At 63.7% G+C, this 16,328-nt stretch carries 14 protein-coding genes; 8 read left to right on the top strand and 6 right to left on the bottom strand.

Annotation, left to right across the window (positions count from 1 at the left end; all coding sequences use genetic code 11):
- Positions 1 to 186: 186 nt before the first annotated feature.
- From FW796_RS27725 to FW796_RS27715, 3 genes are all read left to right on the top strand, one after another.
- Positions 187 to 645: a hypothetical protein gene (locus FW796_RS27725; RefSeq protein WP_404937727.1), complete on the top strand. Its 459-nt coding sequence runs from the start codon at positions 187 to 189 to the stop codon at positions 643 to 645.
- A 411-nt stretch (positions 646 to 1,056) separates the two neighbouring features.
- Positions 1,057 to 4,203, top strand: a complete 3,147-nt coding sequence (locus FW796_RS27720) for a discoidin domain-containing protein (protein ID WP_446440407.1) — start codon at positions 1,057 to 1,059, stop codon at positions 4,201 to 4,203.
- A 177-nt stretch (positions 4,204 to 4,380) separates the two neighbouring features.
- A complete protein-coding gene (locus FW796_RS27715) occupies positions 4,381 to 5,436 on the top strand; it encodes an alpha/beta hydrolase family protein (RefSeq protein WP_346635690.1) in 1,056 nt (351 codons plus the stop codon).
- On the opposite strand, the gene yedA is transcribed toward FW796_RS27715, so the two are convergent.
- On the bottom strand, positions 5,437 to 6,345 hold the full coding sequence (gene yedA / locus FW796_RS27710; RefSeq protein WP_346635689.1) for a drug/metabolite exporter YedA: 909 nt from the start codon (positions 6,343 to 6,345) through the stop codon (positions 5,437 to 5,439).
- Positions 6,346 to 6,506: 161 nt separating this feature from the next.
- Between yedA and FW796_RS27705 the strand changes: the two genes are divergently transcribed.
- A complete protein-coding gene (locus FW796_RS27705) occupies positions 6,507 to 6,959 on the top strand; it encodes an Lrp/AsnC family transcriptional regulator (protein WP_346635688.1) in 453 nt (150 codons plus the stop codon).
- A 14-nt stretch (positions 6,960 to 6,973) separates the two neighbouring features.
- Here the strand turns inward: FW796_RS27705 and FW796_RS27700 are convergent, their stop codons facing one another.
- From FW796_RS27700 to FW796_RS27690, 3 genes are all read right to left on the bottom strand, one after another.
- A complete protein-coding gene (locus FW796_RS27700; RefSeq protein ID WP_110596235.1) occupies positions 6,974 to 7,585 on the bottom strand; it encodes a 3'-5' exonuclease in 612 nt (203 codons plus the stop codon).
- 27 nt (positions 7,586 to 7,612) lie between these two features.
- Positions 7,613 to 8,092 (bottom strand): LabA-like NYN domain-containing protein, encoded by a 480-nt coding sequence (locus FW796_RS27695; protein WP_102882313.1) that lies wholly within the window; start codon positions 8,090 to 8,092, stop codon positions 7,613 to 7,615.
- Positions 8,093 to 8,229: 137 nt separating this feature from the next.
- The gene (locus tag FW796_RS27690) at positions 8,230 to 9,003 is read right to left on the bottom strand and encodes a DUF2076 domain-containing protein (protein ID WP_446440406.1); all 774 of its coding nucleotides are present in this window, start codon (positions 9,001 to 9,003) and stop codon (positions 8,230 to 8,232) included.
- 180 nt (positions 9,004 to 9,183) lie between these two features.
- Between FW796_RS27690 and FW796_RS27685 the strand changes: the two genes are divergently transcribed.
- Positions 9,184 to 9,846 carry a YciC family protein gene (locus FW796_RS27685; protein WP_446440405.1) on the top strand — a complete coding sequence of 221 codons (663 nt, stop codon included), beginning with the start codon at positions 9,184 to 9,186 and terminating at the stop codon, positions 9,844 to 9,846.
- Positions 9,847 to 9,933: 87 nt separating this feature from the next.
- Positions 9,934 to 11,010 carry an endonuclease/exonuclease/phosphatase family protein gene (locus tag FW796_RS27680; RefSeq protein ID WP_404937732.1) on the top strand — a complete coding sequence of 359 codons (1,077 nt, stop codon included), beginning with the start codon at positions 9,934 to 9,936 and terminating at the stop codon, positions 11,008 to 11,010.
- Between the two features lie 7 nt (positions 11,011 to 11,017).
- On the opposite strand, the gene hrpB is transcribed toward FW796_RS27680, so the two are convergent.
- The gene (gene hrpB, locus FW796_RS27675) at positions 11,018 to 13,537 is read right to left on the bottom strand and encodes an ATP-dependent helicase HrpB (RefSeq protein WP_446440404.1); all 2,520 of its coding nucleotides are present in this window, start codon (positions 13,535 to 13,537) and stop codon (positions 11,018 to 11,020) included.
- 130 nt (positions 13,538 to 13,667) lie between these two features.
- Between hrpB and FW796_RS27670 the strand changes: the two genes are divergently transcribed.
- Together FW796_RS27670 and FW796_RS27665 are read left to right on the top strand one after the other, a co-directional pair.
- Entirely contained in the window at positions 13,668 to 14,087 is a 420-nt protein-coding gene (locus tag FW796_RS27670) for a polyribonucleotide nucleotidyltransferase (protein ID WP_102865373.1), read from the top strand.
- A gap of 27 nt (positions 14,088 to 14,114) precedes the next feature.
- On the top strand, positions 14,115 to 15,011 hold the full coding sequence (locus FW796_RS27665) for a cation diffusion facilitator family transporter (RefSeq protein ID WP_446440403.1): 897 nt from the start codon (positions 14,115 to 14,117) through the stop codon (positions 15,009 to 15,011).
- On the opposite strand, the gene FW796_RS27660 is transcribed toward FW796_RS27665, so the two are convergent.
- Complete coding sequence (locus tag FW796_RS27660; protein WP_446440402.1) at positions 15,005 to 16,081, bottom strand: DUF6515 family protein; 1,077 nt, start codon at positions 16,079 to 16,081, stop codon at positions 15,005 to 15,007. The two genes, FW796_RS27665 and FW796_RS27660, sit on opposite strands and share 7 nt — an antisense overlap.
- Positions 16,082 to 16,328: the final 247 nt, after the last annotated feature.

Raw genomic sequence — 16,328 nt, 5'->3', positions numbered from 1 at the left:
GGCAATGGGCGGCAGTTTACCCTAATTCCGGGACATGCTCCTGAGCCGTCCCAGGCCTGCGCAGCACGCCCCGGTGAGTGTATCCTCGCCGCACTGATTGCCACGGGTTGCCAGACAGAACGACGGGACAGCCCACCTGGCACCTACCTGTTCCCTTTGTTTTACCCCTCAGGAGCCCCACCTCGCATGGATAACCAAAACCCTTTCCAGGCCCCCACTGCCGAACTTCTCGCCAACAAGCCAGCCGATCAGAACCTGAGCCTCTACAGCATCGCCGCCATTGGTCTGAGCACCTTTATCGGCACCTCGGTGGCGGGCGCCTATTTCATCAGCCAGAACCTCAAGGCACTGGGGCGCGAAAGTGAAGTGAACAAAGTCTGGGCCATGGGCATCGGCCTCTTCATCGCCATGAGCCTGGCAGGCTTTTTCCTTCCGGAGAGCATTCCCGCCGTGGTCTTCATCCTGCCGCCGATCTACGGGATGAATGCCTACGCACGCCAACTCTTTGGTCCGCAGGTGGTGGAACACAAGGCCAGCAACGGGCGCTTTGTTTCGCTATGGCGAGTGGCAGGAATCAGCCTGCTGTTTTGCCTGGCCATGGCAGCAGTGGTCTTCACACTGGTGCTGCTGATCGGGTTCGAGTGAGCCTTTGATACTGAAACCATAACGCCGGGCATTGCCCGGCGTTGTTTATTGCGACCGCGCTGCTCCCTGGGCCGTTGTGGCCGACTCGCCGGTCCTTCTCCTCTGCCCCCCAACAGCCCCCAACATTGGGCCAACAACCATTGCGCAACGGGCCTTGCCCCAGGGCCGGCAAACTCCCTAGGACCGGTACTAAAAGCCTCCCTCTCGATATACGGCGACGGTTCCCCTGCCTATGATGCCGACCGCCGGCACAACTCCTTATCCACATCATCAGCGCGGACGCTTTAGCGGTCCTGTTCGCCAGGTTTTGCGCCGCGCTGTGACTTTCCAGGAATGGTTATGTCGAGCTTCAGATTAAACGCCCTGTCCCGTGCCACCCGTCTTTGGGTCGCCAGTCTCGGGACTGCCGTAATGTTGCCACTGAGTGGCTTGGCCCTTGCTGCACAAGCACCTGCCACACCTGCACAGCCGCTTGGCGAGCAAGTCATCAGCGGTCACTTCATCAATCTCCAGGCGCTGACCGCCAATCCGATGCAGCGCAGTGCTGTCGAAGCCGGGACCGACCTGCTGTTGCAGGAAACCGGGATGCGCATCCGCAGCCTGATCCCGCAGCAGAACGAGACGTTCAAGGACCTCAAGGTCATGACCGGTCAGTTGGAAGGCCGCGCCCGTTCGCTGAGCGCACCCGGGGAGATGACCCTGGTTGCCCGTGACGACGGCAGCTTTATCGCCCTGCTGCCCGACGTTGGCGCGATCATTCGCGGCAACGCCAATGGTGAACAGTCGATGATCCGTCTTGAGGCCAATCCGGCGCAGACACGGAACAGCATCGACTACGTGGAAAGCGATGTCGTCGAGTCCTCCCAGGTGCTGGAAACACTCAGTGGCCAGCGCAGCCTGCAACTCAACCGCAACGCCCAGGGCGAAACCGTCATCGACGTGCTGGCCGGTTTCTCCCAGGTAGCGGCCGACTACATCGGCGACCACGAAGCGTATGCCGTGGGCCAGATCGCCGCCGTCAACCGCGCACTGAAACAGTCCCTGGTCCAGGGCGTGCGCCTGCGCCTGGTGGGCACCCAGGTGATCCCCGGTGACTATCCGATTACCGCCTCTGCCAGCACCGGTACCCTGGGCAAGGTGAGCACCCTGTTCGCCGAAGGCATGAAGCAATACAGCCCTGACATGGTGGCGGCATTCGTCAAAGGCACCCCCGGCGAGGACACCGCCGCGGGCTGGGGTTATGTCGGTGGCCGCTACACCCTCAACTACATTGGCTCGGCCGCAGTCTTCCGTCATGAAATCGGTCACAACGCCGGCGGCCACCACTGCTCCGATGGTTCCAGCTACAAGTTCGGTCATAACAACGGCTCGGTCGGCAGCATCATGTGTGGCAACAACATCGGCTACTTCTCCAACCCCGACGTGAAAGACATCCGCGGAGTACCGATAGGGGATGCACGCACCGCCAACATGGCTCGGGTGTGGCGTGAAAACGCGGCAAGAATGTCCGCTTTCGCCCCCGCCGTGGTGCCCCTGGCCGAGGAGCAAGCAAGCCGGGTCCTCGAAGAGCGGATCAACCTGGACAAGAATCAATGGCGCTACCTCCCCATTGACGTGGCCCCCGGTACAGAGCGCCTGGTGTTCATGATCACCAGCGGTGAGCGTACCGAACACCCCGCGGCCACCCAGTTGCTGATCAAGCGCGGCGCCCAACCAAGCCTCAGCGATTACGACTATCGCTCCCTGGAAAGTGCCGGGCCATCGCTGGGGGTGAACAACCCGCAAGCCGGCCGTTGGTACCTGGCCGTGCGTGGCAACAAGAGCAAGGCCGTCTCCGATCTGGTGCTCGATGGATTCAGCTACGCCAACCGGAATGAAAGCGTCCAGGCTCGCTACCTGAAGCTGGTGGCCACCTCCGCGGTGGACGGCAAGGACGGCGCCAGCGTGGCCGAATTGCTGCTGGCCGATGCCAAGGGCCAATCACTGCCACGCAGCAGTTGGCGTGTCCTGTCAACCAGCAGTGCCGTGGCCGGCTCCGGGGCTCACGCCATCGACGGCAACCCCAAGTCCTACTGGAACTCCGCCGCCGGTGCGCGTTACCCCCATGAGATCGTCATTGACCTGGGCGCGGACAGCCGCTTCTCGCAACTGCATTACCTGCCCCGCCAGGATGGCGGCCAGGCCGGTAACATCAAGGGCTACCAGGTGTATGGCAGCAACAGTCCAAGCGGCGTCTGGAGCTTGCTCGCCGATGGCGAGTTCAGTGCCGACAACCAAGTCAAGGCAGCGTCCCTGAAGTCTTTGGATCCGGGTAAAGCCCCAGTGCCGGTGATCAGCGGCAAGGCCGAAGCCAATGCCGGAGACACGATCGTGCTGGATGCTTCAGAGTCCAGCGATCCGCAAGGCAATGCCTTGAGTTTCGCCTGGCAAGCCTCGCCCAAGCTGGATTTCAGCTTCGACGGTGCTCGTATCAGCTTTACCGCTCCAGAACTGCAGGAGGACACCCGTTACTACTTCACCCTGACCTTGAGCAACGGCAAACAGAGCAGCACCCGGATCCACGAAGTGCTGATCAAGGGCAAGGCCGTCACCACCAGTTGCAAGCCGGAGTGGAAAGTCGGCAACACCTACGTCACCAATGATGTAGTGCAGTGGAAAGGTCGTCAGTACCAGGCTCGTTGGTGGACATCGGGCAGCGAGCCGGGCAATCCGTCCTTCACAGGGCCTGATGGCGCTGGCAAAGTCTGGCGTGACCTCGGCCCCTGCCAGAGCGGTGGCGAGAAACCGACCGAACCGCCAGTGGAGGAGATCAAGCCGCCGGTCGCCATCATCGGCGGTGCCTCTGAGGCCAAGCCGGGTGAGATGGTTTACCTCAATGCCACGGCGTCCAGTGACCCGGCCGGCCTCAAGTTGAGCTACAGCTGGACAATCAGCCCCAGCGTCGGTTTCGACGCAGCAGGCACGCTGATGAAGTTCGTCGCCCCCAAAGCCGATCAGGACGTCATCTACAACGTCAGCCTGACAGTGAACAACGGCAAGCACAGTGCAACCCGTGAGCATCAGGTCAAGGTCTTGGCCGAGACTCCGGCAGTGGTCAAGCCGCCGGTGGCCCACATCGCCGGTGCCGCCCAGGCCAAAGCCGGCGAGTCGGTCACCCTCGACGCCGCAGGCTCCAGTGATCCGGCCGGCCTCGCCCTGAGCTACAAGTGGAGCGTGACGCCCAGCGTGGCCTTCCAGGCCTCAGGGTCGAAACTGACCTTTGTCGCCCCCAATAGCGATAAGGACGTCAGCTACCGTTTCACCCTGGACCTGGGCAACGGCAGCCATACCGTCAGCCGCGACCACAGCGTGACAGTGCAGGCGGACAAGGTTGAAACCCCAACCGGCTGCCAGGGCGCCTGGAGTCCCAAAGGCACCTACTGGGCCAATGACAAGGTCAGTCACAAGGGGCGTTTCTATATCGCCCGCTGGTGGACCAGCGGCAATGAACCTAGCGCCGCCACTGTCGGCGGAGAAGGCAGCGGCAAGGTCTGGCGTGACGCCGGCACCTGCAACTGAGGCAACAAGGTTGACCGGTAGCGCTGCGATCCGGTCGACTTTACCCGGCATTCTCAGGTAAAAGAGTCGGCGGCGGCCATCAGTCGTCGCCAACTCTCTGCCGCTGATCGCCGCTTGCTCCCCCATTGCGCGCGCCCCCACTGGCAGAACACCGATGCTTTGCCTATGGAGACGTTGATGCGCAACCTTGTCCTGTCCGCATGGATGCTAGCGGGCCTTGCACTTTCCCTGCCCCAGGCGCAGGCCGCCGAACTCATCGGTTTTCGTGAAGTGACGCTGGCGGACGCAAGCCAGCAGCGCCCCCTGCATGTCGCCCTCTGGTACCCCACCGCCAACACCGCCCCGCTGCTGACATCTGCTGACAACCCGGTCTTCCAGGGCCTGACGAGCATCAAGGATGCCGCTCCTACCGGCTCCGCACATCCGTTGGTGGTGCTATCCCATGGCTATCGCGGCAATTGGCGCAATCTGAGTTGGCTGGTATCCAGCCTGGTCGACCAGGGCTATATAGTCGCGGCCCCCGATCATCCGGGCACCACCTCTTTCGACCAGCGCCCCGCAGAAGCCGCCAAACTCTGGGAACGCCCGCACGACTTGAGCCGGGTCATCGACCGGCTCACCAGCGACAACACCTTGGCCGGCACCGTCGACCCGCAACGCATTGCCGCCATCGGCCATTCCCTGGGCGGCTGGACAGTCACCGCGCTGGCCGGCTCCCGCTATAGCGCGCAACGCTACCTTGAAGAATGTCGGCTGCATCCCAACCCGCGCCTGTGCGGGCTGGCACCGGAACTGGGAATTACCCCGCAGAATCAAGGCCCCCTGGGCGCCGATCTGCGCGACCCGCGAGTCAAGGCGGTCGTTTCCCTGGACCCGGGGCTGGTCCGCGGGTTTACCCCCGAAAGCCTGTCAGCGGTGCAAACGCCGACCCTGATCCTGGGGGCCGGGGTCGATATTGCTGGAATGCCGGTGGCGCTGGAATCGGGCTATCTGCAGGCCAACCGGGCGCCAGCCACTTCAAGCCTGCTGGTGATCGACGATGCCAGCCACTTCAGCTTCATGCAGATCTGCAAGCCAGGCGCCACGGCTCTGCTCAAGGAGCACGCCCCCGAGGATGAAATTATCTGCCGGGACGGCAACGGCCGCAGCCGCGAAGCGATTCACCAGCAAGTGACCCAGGTCATCGGCGGTTTTCTCGATCGGAGTCTTGCCGGCCAGTCGCTTGAACAGTGATCAGGCCGTCTCTTCCTGGGACACGGCCTTGGGCTTGCGCCATTGCGGCAAGCCGATCAGCACCACGGCGCTGATGATCACCAGCATGGCCATGGCTTCCTCGATGCCGATGGTTTCACCCACGAAGACAATGCCCAGCAGCACCGCTACCGCCGGGTTGACATAGGCGTAGCTGGTGGCCGCTGCCGGGCGTACGTGCTTGAGCAGGTACATGTAGGCGTTGAAGGCGATGATCGAACCGAAACCAGCCAGGTAGGCCAGGGCCAGCCAGCCTTCCAGCGGCGGCATGGCGTCCAGATGCTCGCCGCTCAAGACACTGCCGATCATCAACACCACGCCACCGACGAGCATTTCTGCAGCGCTGGCCATGGCCCCCTGAGGCAGCGGGAGGTGCCTGCTCAACACCGAACCGAAGGCCCAGGCTGCGGCGGCGAACAGCAGCAAGGCGGCGCCCAGCGGACTCGATTGCAGGTTGGAACCGAGGTTGAGCATGCCGATACCGATCATCCCGAGGATGATCCCGGCCCACTCCAGACGCGTGTTGCGTGCGCCCCAGAAATAGCCGCAGAGCAAGGTGAACAAAGGCACCGTGGCCACCGCTAGCGCCGCCACTCCGGAGGTCACCCCGGAATGTTCGGCCAGCGTTACCGCACCGTTGCCGCAGCTCAGCAGCAACACGCCGATAATCCCCGCGGCCTTCCACTGCGCCCAGGTCGGTGCCGGGACGCCGCGCCAGCGCAGGAAGGCATACATCAGGCTGCCGGCGATGATGAAACGCACACCGCCGAGCATCAGCGGTGGCCAGTATTCGACGCCGATACGGATCACCAGATAGGTCGAACCCCAGATCACGTACAGAGCAAAAAAGGCGGCGATCAACGGCAACGGAAAACGGCTTTGGCCAGGCATGGGAGGCAGCTCGGAGACAGGCAGGGGGAGCACTATTCTAAAAAGCCGCTGCAGGGAATTTAAGTTACAAAACCTGTTTATAACGGCAGTACACTTTCCAAAACATGGAGTTCAGGGCTATATGCCGTGCTTTCGAAAGTCGTACCTAACAGAGGCCTTCCATGGACAAATATGATCGTATGCTCCTGGCCAGCTTGCTGGAAAACGGCCGAGCGAGTTATGCCGATCTGGCGCGCAAGGTCAACCTATCGGCGCCGGCGGTGGCCGAGCGCGTGGCCAAGCTCGAAGCCAGCGGGGTGATTACCGGCTATCAGGCCAAGGTCGACATGGCCAAGGTGGGGCTACCGATCCAGTGCGTGATCGAGTTGCGTCTGGCCCAGCACGGCAACCAGAAGAACTATGACGAACTGATCAAGATCCCCCAGCTCACCGAGTGTCATCGGGTGACGGGGGACCCTTGCGTGATCATGCAAGCTGCCGTGGGCTCGATGCCGGAGCTGGAGGAACTGATCAACCGCGTGGCCCAGTTCGGTTTCAGCAAGACCTCCATCGTGCTTTCCAGCGCCATCGAACGGCGTGTCCCCCTGGGGCAACTGGAAAACAATGGCAAGTGAGCCGGACCGGCCCCTCAGAAACCGCGCTGGCGCTTGAGGTGCTCGGGAATCTTGGCGGCTGGGACCTTCTGCAACTTGCAGAGGAAGTCGTGGGACAGTTCACGCAAGCCATGCTTGTGGCGTAGCTCGCCGGCCAGGTGCGCCACCAGGTTGGCGGCCATTTCCGCATCGGCCATGGCTCGGTGAGCCTGACCGGTGTGGGGCAAGCCGGCAAACGAGGTCAGGGTGCCCAGCTTGTGGTTCGGAGCCGCGGGCATCAGGCGCCGGGCCAGCAACAAGGAACAGGCAAAATTCTGCAGACGGGTACGCTTGATCCGCCCTAGCTCAAAATCCCAGAACTTCTGGTCGAACGCCGCGTTGTGCGCCAGCAACGGCGTGGTGCCGACGAACTCGTTGACCTCGTTCATCACCTGCTCCGCCGGCGGGGCGCTGCGCAGCATGGCATTGCTGATGCCCGTCAGTTGTTCGATAAAGCCCGGCACCCGCACGCCAGCGTTCATCAGGCTCTGGTAACGCTCGACGATGCGCCCCTGTTCTAGGATCACCACGGCGATTTCCGTGGCCCGGCAACTGCTGCTCGGGGAGATCCCGGTGGTTTCAAAGTCGATGACGGCAATACGTTCCAAACCTGTGCAGCTCCGTATAAAAATTGATCAGCTTTTCAGCAGCAAGGCGCCTTCGATCGGCACATAGCGCGTGGCCGCGCGAATCAGCGAATTGGCAGTCAGGCCCGGCACGCCATAGGCCACCGCGCTGACCCCGTGCTTGTGGATGATGCGCTCGAGCAGCAGGTCGAAGTCGCCGTCGCCGGAGGCCAGCACCACTTCGTCGACCTGGGCGGCGGCATCCATGATGTCGATGGTGATGCCCACGTCCCAGTCGCCCTTGGCCGAGCCGTCGCTGCGCTGAATGTAGGGTTTGAGTTTTACCGTGAAGCCCAGGTTGCGCAGGATCTGCTGAAACTGCTGCTGCTTGCTGTCACCGCGATCGATGGCATAGGCATAGGCTTCGACGATCTGCCCCTCCTTACTGATATCCGCCCACAGCGCCGCGTAGTTGAAGTGACAACCATAGGCTTGGCGGACGGTGTAATAGAGGTTCTGGACGTCGGCGAACACAGCGATTTTCTTCACCGCTAATCCTCATGGCGCAGCAGCGCAAGGGCTGGAACGGGGCTCAAGACCCGAAAAGTCGCCCAGTATGCCAGTCACAAGGAATGTTCCGCGAATAATCGGTCCGGGGCAGGCGCCTGCCCCGGACCGACGGAGCGTCAGACGAAGGAATCGTCGTCGGAGAAGAACGAGCTGTCGTCGTTGTCGTAGTCGGCGTTGCTGAAGCCGCCCTGGTCGTTGTTGCCCCAGGAGTCGTTGTTGGCCATCCGCTGATCGTCATTGCCCCAGCCGCTGTTGTCGCTCGCCGGCGCCGGTTCTTCCTTGATGACTTCGACGACTTCCTGAGGCTGCTGGTTGCTGTGGAACAGGCTGCTGATGCCCTGGGCCAGCATCACCCCGCCCGCCACGCCGGCTGCGGTTTTCAAGGCCCCACCGAGGAAGCTGCTGCCGGCCGCCGCCGGTGCCCGTTGCGGCGCATAGTTCTGCTGCGGGGCGCCGAAATTCTGCTGCGGGGGCGCGCCGAAGGACGAGCGGGATGGCTCACGCCAGCCACCGCCCGAGGACGGCGCCACACTCGGGGCCTGCGCGGGAGCCGGTTGCGGCTCGCGGGCCCCCCCGAAGATGCTCGACAGGAAGCCGCCACTCGCCGCCGGAGCTGTAGCCGCAGCGGCGGCCTGGGAACGGGCCTGTTGCAGTTCGGCCTGCAACTGCTGCACTTGCTGGCTCAGTTGTTTGTTCTGCTCGTCGAGGCTCTTGAGGGCAGCCTCCTGCACCAGGATCGCCTGGGTCATGAAATACCCGGCCGCAGGCTGGCGGATCAGATGTTCCTTGATCCGCGCTTCGGCCTGGGCGTCACGTGGAGCTGAGTCCGTCTCGGCTTGTTGCAACCGTGAAAACAGTCCATCGATCAGGGTTTGCTCTTCGCTGTTCATGGCGACCTCTTTAGATTGCCGGTAAAAATCTGGTCCGTGCCCCCATAGGGCCGCGGTACGCACCAGTTATGGGGCTGGGGCGACGAGTTTCAATGGTCTTTACTCAAGGTTTACGTTTGCTCCCGGGGGGCCTGCTTCGGTTAAAGTGTTCAACCGCTTCGTCAACTGCGATCCCCATCGATGAATCCGTTAGATGTTCTCCGCGACTCCCTGTATTTCTTCCAGCGCAACCTCGGCCGGATCGCACAGCTGTGCCTGCCCCTGGTGATTCTCGAAGCGCTGCTGCAACAGGGCGTCAGCAGCGCCCTGGGCGAGAATGCCTTTCCTGGCTCCAGCGTGGTGGTGGGACTGTTGCTGTATCCGTTGTATACCGGCGCACTGATCCTGTTTCTCGACGCCCGCACCCGGGGGGAATCGCCCCGCAACCGTGATCTTTGGGCCATTGCCCTGAGCCTGTGGCCGCGCTTCGCCCTGCTGACCGCGGTCAGCACGCTGTTGATTCTGCTGGGGCTGTCGCTGTATTTCCTGCCTGGGCTGTGGCTGATGGTGGTGCTGGCATTCGCCGAATACCTGCTGGTGCTCAAAGGCCAGGCGCCCCTGGCGGCCATCAAGGAAAGCCTGCGCCTGAGCCGCGGACACTTCCTGCGCATCCTGTTGTGCATCCTGGCGGTCATGGCACCTTTGTGGCTGCTCAAGGGGGCGAGCGAAGCCGCGTATCCCGAACCGCACAACCCGATCCTGTCCCTGGCCATCGACAGCGCCTACAGCTTCCTGCAGCTGTTCACCAGCGTGGTGCTGTTCCGCCTGTTCATGCTGATCAGCGAGCAGCCGGACAAACGCTGATTCACCTTGCGGCCGCTCTACCCCTTGGGTGACGGCCGCGCACTCGGTTATGCTCCGGCCCATCCTGCAACGCCATAAGCCGAGCCGATGACCCGTCTACTGCGCATCACCCTGTTGAGCCTGCTACTGATCGGCCTGGTGCTGACCGGCCTGATCTACAGCCTGACCTGGCGCCCACAGCCCAAGGAAACCCTGACGGTCAGTTGCAGTGCCCAGGCTACGCCGCTGGTGCCGGGCCAGGCACTCAAGGTCATGACCTGGAACCTGCAGTACCTGGCGGGCAAGCGTTACGTGTTCTGGAACGACCAGGCCCGGGGCGAAGACGAACGTCCGACCCTGGAAGACATGGCCTTCAGCCTCGACGAAGTGGCCCGAGTCATCCGCGACGAACAGCCGGATCTGGTGCTGCTGCAGGAAGTGGACAATGGCGCCAAGGCCAGCGCCTACCAGGATCAACTCAAACTGCTGCAGGAGCGGGTCGCCGATCTCTACCCCTGCAGCACCCAGGCTTACGACTGGAAGGCGGATTTCGTGCCCTCCCTGCACATCTTCGGCAGCGTCGGCCGGCAACTGGTGACCCTCAGCCGCTACCGCATCGATCACGCCGAACGCTTGCAACTGCCGGTTGCCCCGCGCCCGCTCATCAGCCGGCAGTTCCAGCCCAAGGACGCTCTGCTGCTGAGCTACCTGCCCCTGAGCGATGGCGGCCAGTTGGTGGTGCTGAACACCCATCTGGAACGTGCGCAGCGCGCCGATGACACTCAGCAGAAGCAGATGGTGGCCATTGCCAAGGTGCTGGACAAACTGGAGAGCCGCGGCACCCCGTGGCTGATTGGCGGCGATTTCAACCTGCTGCCCCTGGGCCAGTACCAACGCCTGAGCGAAGAACAGCGCGCGCCCTACAACGCTGACAGCCCACTGCACCTGCTGTGGGACAAGTACCCGATGATCCCCAGCAACACACAGGCCAGTGGCGTCGATCGTGCTCGCTGGCTGACCCACTACCCCAACGACCCGAGCCTCGACGGCCCGGATCGCACGGTGGACTACCTGTTCTACAGCCCACGGCTGAAACGGGTTGAATCCCGAGTACGTCAAGACGACACCCAACGCATCTCCGACCACCTGCCGGTGCTTGCACGCTTCCTGTTGCCGGCGTTGTAACCCCGCTCTACTTGCGGGGTTTGATCCGCGCCGTGGCCTCGGCGATCAGCGGATCGTCCGGCCAGTAATGCTTGGGGTAGCGGCCCTTGAGATCCTTCTTCACCTCGGCGTAAGTGCTGCGCCAGAAGTTCGCCAGATCCTGGGTGACCTGCACCGGACGCCGCGCCGGCGACAGCAAGTGCAGCTTGACCGCTTGGCGGCCACCGGCAATCCGCGGGGTGTCCGACAGACCAAACAGCTCCTGCAGGCGCACCGCCAGAATCGGCGGCTGCTCGCTGTAGTCCAGTCGGATCGAGGAACCCGAGGGCACTGTCAGATGATGCGGAGCCAGCTCGTCCAGACGCTGGGGCAGCGGCCAGGGCAACAGGTTGTGGACGATGCCGGCCAGCTCCAGGTTGGCAAAGTGGCTGAGTCGCGACACCTTGCCCAAGTAGGGCTGTAGCCACTGCTCCAGCCCTGCGAGCAAGGCGCCATCGCTGACATCCGGCCATTGGCTCTCGCCCTTGTCCGCCAGATCCAGCTGCCGCAGCAGGGTCACCCGAGCCTGCCACTGGCGCAGCTCCGGGGTCCAGGGCAGCAGTTCCAGGCCCTTGCGCCGCACCAGGTTGACCAGGGCCCGGCTACGGGCCGACTCGTCCAGGCCGGTGAGCGGTTCACGGCTGAGTACCAGCTCGCCGACCTTGCGTTGACGCTCGGCCCGCAGCACGCCTTCGCGCTCGTCCCAATCCAGCTGGTCGACGTTGCGCACCTGCTCTGCCAGCACCGTATCGAACAGGCTCGGATCAAAATCCGCTGCCAGGTAGATGCGCTCCTCACGCTGGCCCTGGCGGCTGCCCAGGTCGGCGATCACCAGCCAGGGCTGTTTCATCAGGTTGTCGGTTTCGCTGAACAGCGCCGCACGACCGTTGGCCAGTCGGTACTCGGCGCCACCGGGACGGCGCTGCTGGGCTACCCGGTCGGGATAGGCCAGGGCCAGCAAGGCACCCAGCCAGCGCGGATGCTCGGGATCGGCGACGGCTGCCTCGGACTGCCCTCGCAGGTAGCCACGGTACTGCCGCGCCAGTTGCCGCGCACGCTGGACGCCACCCTGTGCACCACGGGCTGCGCGCTCCTCCCCGGAAAGCAGCACCAGGCGGCTGTGCAGGTCGGCGCCGGCCCCGCGCAAAATATCCCGTTCCCCCAGCAGGGCCGCGACGTCGCAGGCCATCTGCGCCAGCCCCAGGGACTGGCCGCGCAACAGCAAGTGGGCAATGCGCGGATGGGCCGGCAACTCGGCCATGGCCTGGCCATGGCGGGTCAGCGTGCCGTCGTCGTTGAGCGCTCCCAGGCGCAGTAACAGGTCCTGAGCCTGTGCATAAGCGGCGCTGGGAGGCGGGTCCAGCCAGGCCAGCTGATTCGGGGTCACGCCCCAGCGCGCCAGTTGCAGGGCCAGGCCGGCCAGGTCAGCCTGAAGGATCTCCGCGCCGGCATAGGCGGCCAGTTGTTCCTGCTGATCCGCCGACCACAAGCGATAGCACACGCCGGGCTCCAGGCGCCCTGCCCGCCCGGCGCGCTGGGTGGCACTGGCCCGGGAAATGCGCTGAGTGTCGAGACGGGTCATGCCGCTGCCGGGATCGAAGCGCGGCACTCTGGCCAGCCCGGCGTCCACCACCACCCGCACGCCATTGATGGTCAGGCTGGTTTCGGCAATGTTGGTGGCCAGCACCACTTTGCGCTGGCCCGCCGGTGCCGGGTCGATGGCGGCGCGCTGAGCGGCCAGGTCCAGCTCGCCGTGCAGTGGGCAGAGCAGGATCTCGCTGCGTTGCCCCAAGGACTCGGCCAACTGCTGATGCACTCGACGAATCTCGGCCTGCCCAGGGAGGAACACCAGCAGGCTGCCGCTTTCATCGTTGATGGCTTCAAGAATGGTCTGTACCACCCGCGGCTCGATGAACTCACCGGGCTGGAAAGGCCGGCCCCAGCGCTGGGTCACCGGGAACATGCGCCCCTCACTGCGCAGGATCGGCGCGTCGTCCAGCAACGCGGACAAGCGCTCGCCCTCCAGGGTCGCCGACATCAACAGAATCTTCAGGGGCTGTTCGTCACGAAACAGTTCCCGGCCATTGAGGCTCAGGGCCAGGGCCAGATCGGCATCCAGGCTGCGCTCGTGAAACTCGTCGAATATCAGCAGGCCAACCCCTTCCAGGGCTGGGTCGTCCTGCAGGCGTCGGGTGAGGATGCCTTCGGTGACCACTTCGATACGGGTACGCGGGCCGACCTTACTGTCCAGGCGGATGCGGTAACCCACGGTTTCACCGACTTTCTCCCCCAGTTCGCTGGCCAGGCGCTCTGCCGCAGCCCGGGCCGCCAAGCGCCGGGGCTCGAGCATGAGGATGGTCTGTCCGGCCAGCCAGTCCTGATCCAGAAGCGCCAGAGGCACGCGGGTGGTCTTGCCGGCACCGGGCGGGGCTTCGAGCACCGCTTCATGGCGCGCCGCCAAGGCTTCGCGCAGTGCAGGCAAAACTTCATCAATTGGCAAAGAATTCATGCTGGCTCCAAAACAGAGGCGCGAGTATAACGGCGAACTGCCTGGGGTTAATCATGGTCTGAGTGCTGATCGACAAGACTCAATGCCCCGCTCCATTTCGCTTTGTCTGCATATTTACCAGGAGATATCCATGCGTATTCCCCACCGAGTCATTGGCGGCGTTCTGGTGACCACCCTGCTGACCCAACTCACCGCCTGCGGCTCGATCTTCTTTCCCGACCGCCGCGGCCAGATCGACGGCAAGATCGATCCAGTGGTGGTGGTGCTCGATGCCGTGGGCCTGCTGTTCTATGTGATCCCTGGGCTGATCGCCTTTGGCGTCGACTTCGCCACCGGGGCGATTTACCTGGAGCCGGGCAAGACCGCACAAATCGCGCCGGAAAAACTCCAGCAGGCCATTGGCGCCGACGGTAAAGTCGACAACCGCAAACTGCAGGCCATTCTGGAAAGCGAACTGGGGGGCAGCTTCCCTCTGGATGACCCGCGCCTGATCCAGCACAAGGGCAGCGTGCAGCAATTGGCCTTGTACGGCCTGCAACCTGCGGCCTGATCCCCACACTCAAGGAACCCGCCGTCGATGATTGGCAACCCGGAACACGCTCGCCTCCTGCGCCTGGCCACCCGCGCCTCGGTCACGGTGGCAGGCATCCTGATTGTGACCAAGGCCATCGCCTGGTGGCTCAGCGGCTCGGTGAGCATGCTGGCGGGGCTGACCGACTCCGTGCTCGACGGCTTCACCTCGCTGCTCAACCTGCTGGCGGTGCACTACGCCCTGCGCCCGGCCGATGACGATCACCGCTACGGCCACGGCAAGGCGGAGTCTCTCGCGGGCATGGCCCAGGCGCTGTTCATCGCCGGCAGTGCGGTGCTGATTGCGTTTCAGGCATTCGAGCGGCTGCAGAACCCTGAACCTGTGGGCGCGCCCTGGCTGAGCATCGGGGTGATCGGGTTGTCATTGGTGCTGACCGTGGCGCTGCTGAGCCTGCAGCATCGGGTGATCCGCGAAACCGGTTCCAACGCGGTACGGGCCGATTCACTGCACTACCGCTCCGACCTGTTGCTCAACGGCAGCATCCTCCTGGCCCTGGTATTGGCGGCCCTCGGCTGGCATCAGGTGGACGCCTGGTTCGGCCTGGGGATCGCTGTCTACATTCTCTGGAGCGCGATCCAGATCGCCCGGGAAAGCTTCTCGGTGCTGATGGACGAGGAACTGCCCGCCGATGTCAGCCAGCACATGCTGGAACTGGCCTGCAGTGTGCCCGGCGTGCTGGGTGCCCACGACCTGCGCACGCGAATTTCCGGCAGCCACTGGTTCGTCCAACTGCATCTGGAACTGCCTGGCGACCTGACCCTCTCGGTAGCCCATGGCATCAGCGATCAGGCTGCCGAGGCGATCCAGCAGGCGTACCCGCGGGCCGAAGTGCTGGTACACGCCGACCCACAGGAAGTGGTCGAGGCCGCCAGGGCTCAGTAAGTGACCTGGTAGCCCCGCGAGCTCAGGCAGTTGCCCTGGGCCTGCCGGTAGGTCTGCACCACTTCCGGGGCCGGCTGATAGGTCGCGCTGGCCGGATCGAAACCACTCTGCTGCACCGCCCAGCGATAGCAGTCGTAGCGATCCTGATCGATCTGCTGCGGCGACTGGCCGTTGACCGGGTACGCCAGCACATCATAGCCATTGCCACTGGGCTGACTGGGCGGCGCCGCTACCGGCGGCTCCACCACGACATACTGCTGGGTGTTGGCTTCATAGGTGTAATAGGCCCCGGCGGCGAGGAAGAATAGCGCGCTGCCGATCCACACTTCCCGGGCATAGTCGGGCAGATAGGCCACTCGAATCCCATAAGGCGGGCGCACCACCACATACCGCGGACCTTGTGGGCGATACCAGTAGCCCCCCGAGAAAAAGTAATCCTGACCACGGTATGGCACCCGGTAGTTGCGCTCGGGGAAACGATCAATCACGTAGCCTGGGCGATATTGCGGACCAGGCCCCCAGCCGTTGCCATGCCCGTCGGGACGACCCGGCCAGCGATAGTCGTTGGGGCGACCATTGTCGGGGCGCGAGCCTGGACCACCGGCCTGCCAATGCTGGTTGTAATCGTTGCGCCGGGGAATGTCCTGGTAATAGCCGCGCTGGGGCTCCTGGGTCTGGCGCACGGTATCGGGCCGGCTCTGGATGGGCAGTCCTGGGGCAGGCTGCTGAGGAGCCGGTCGCCCCTGCTGATTGGGATCATGCTGGGGGCGGTTTTGCCACTGCCCACCCGGATTCTGGCCGTTGTGTTCGAACTGCCGGCTGTTATCGCCACGAATGATTTCATTCTGCCCACGCGGCTGCTGCGGGGCAGGTTGCGCACGTTCGGGCGAGTTCGCCGGACGGCCCTGATTACCCTCGCCACGCCCTTCGGGGGCATGCTCACGCTGCCCGCCCGAAGGCGCTCCCTGCTGGGGTGGGCGTCTCTCGTCTCGCTCATCGGCGAGCACTTGCGCGCTGACGCTCACGCACAACACACCAACACCTGCCAAACGCCAGATGCGCGACTTCATGCTATTCCTCACTGCGGATTGGGGCCTGTACATCAGACTGAAAAAGCCTGGAGCGGTTCTGCAGCAGATTATCAGTCACGAGACTTATTTCGCAGGCAATAAAAAAGGGCGGCCCGTCGGCCACCCTTTGAGATTTTGTCCGTGCTCGACGCTTTTGGCGCCGGCTCACCTCACTCCGTCTTCTGGACAGGGTGTAGCCCGGGGGCCGGATCAACCCTGTGGGGTTGGCGGCCGCGGCAGGCCTGAT

The sequence above is a fragment of the Pseudomonas sp. 910_21 genome (assembly GCF_052850735.1).
The sequence above is the reverse complement of the archived record's forward strand: the minus strand, read 5'-3'. Positions and strand labels throughout refer to the sequence as shown.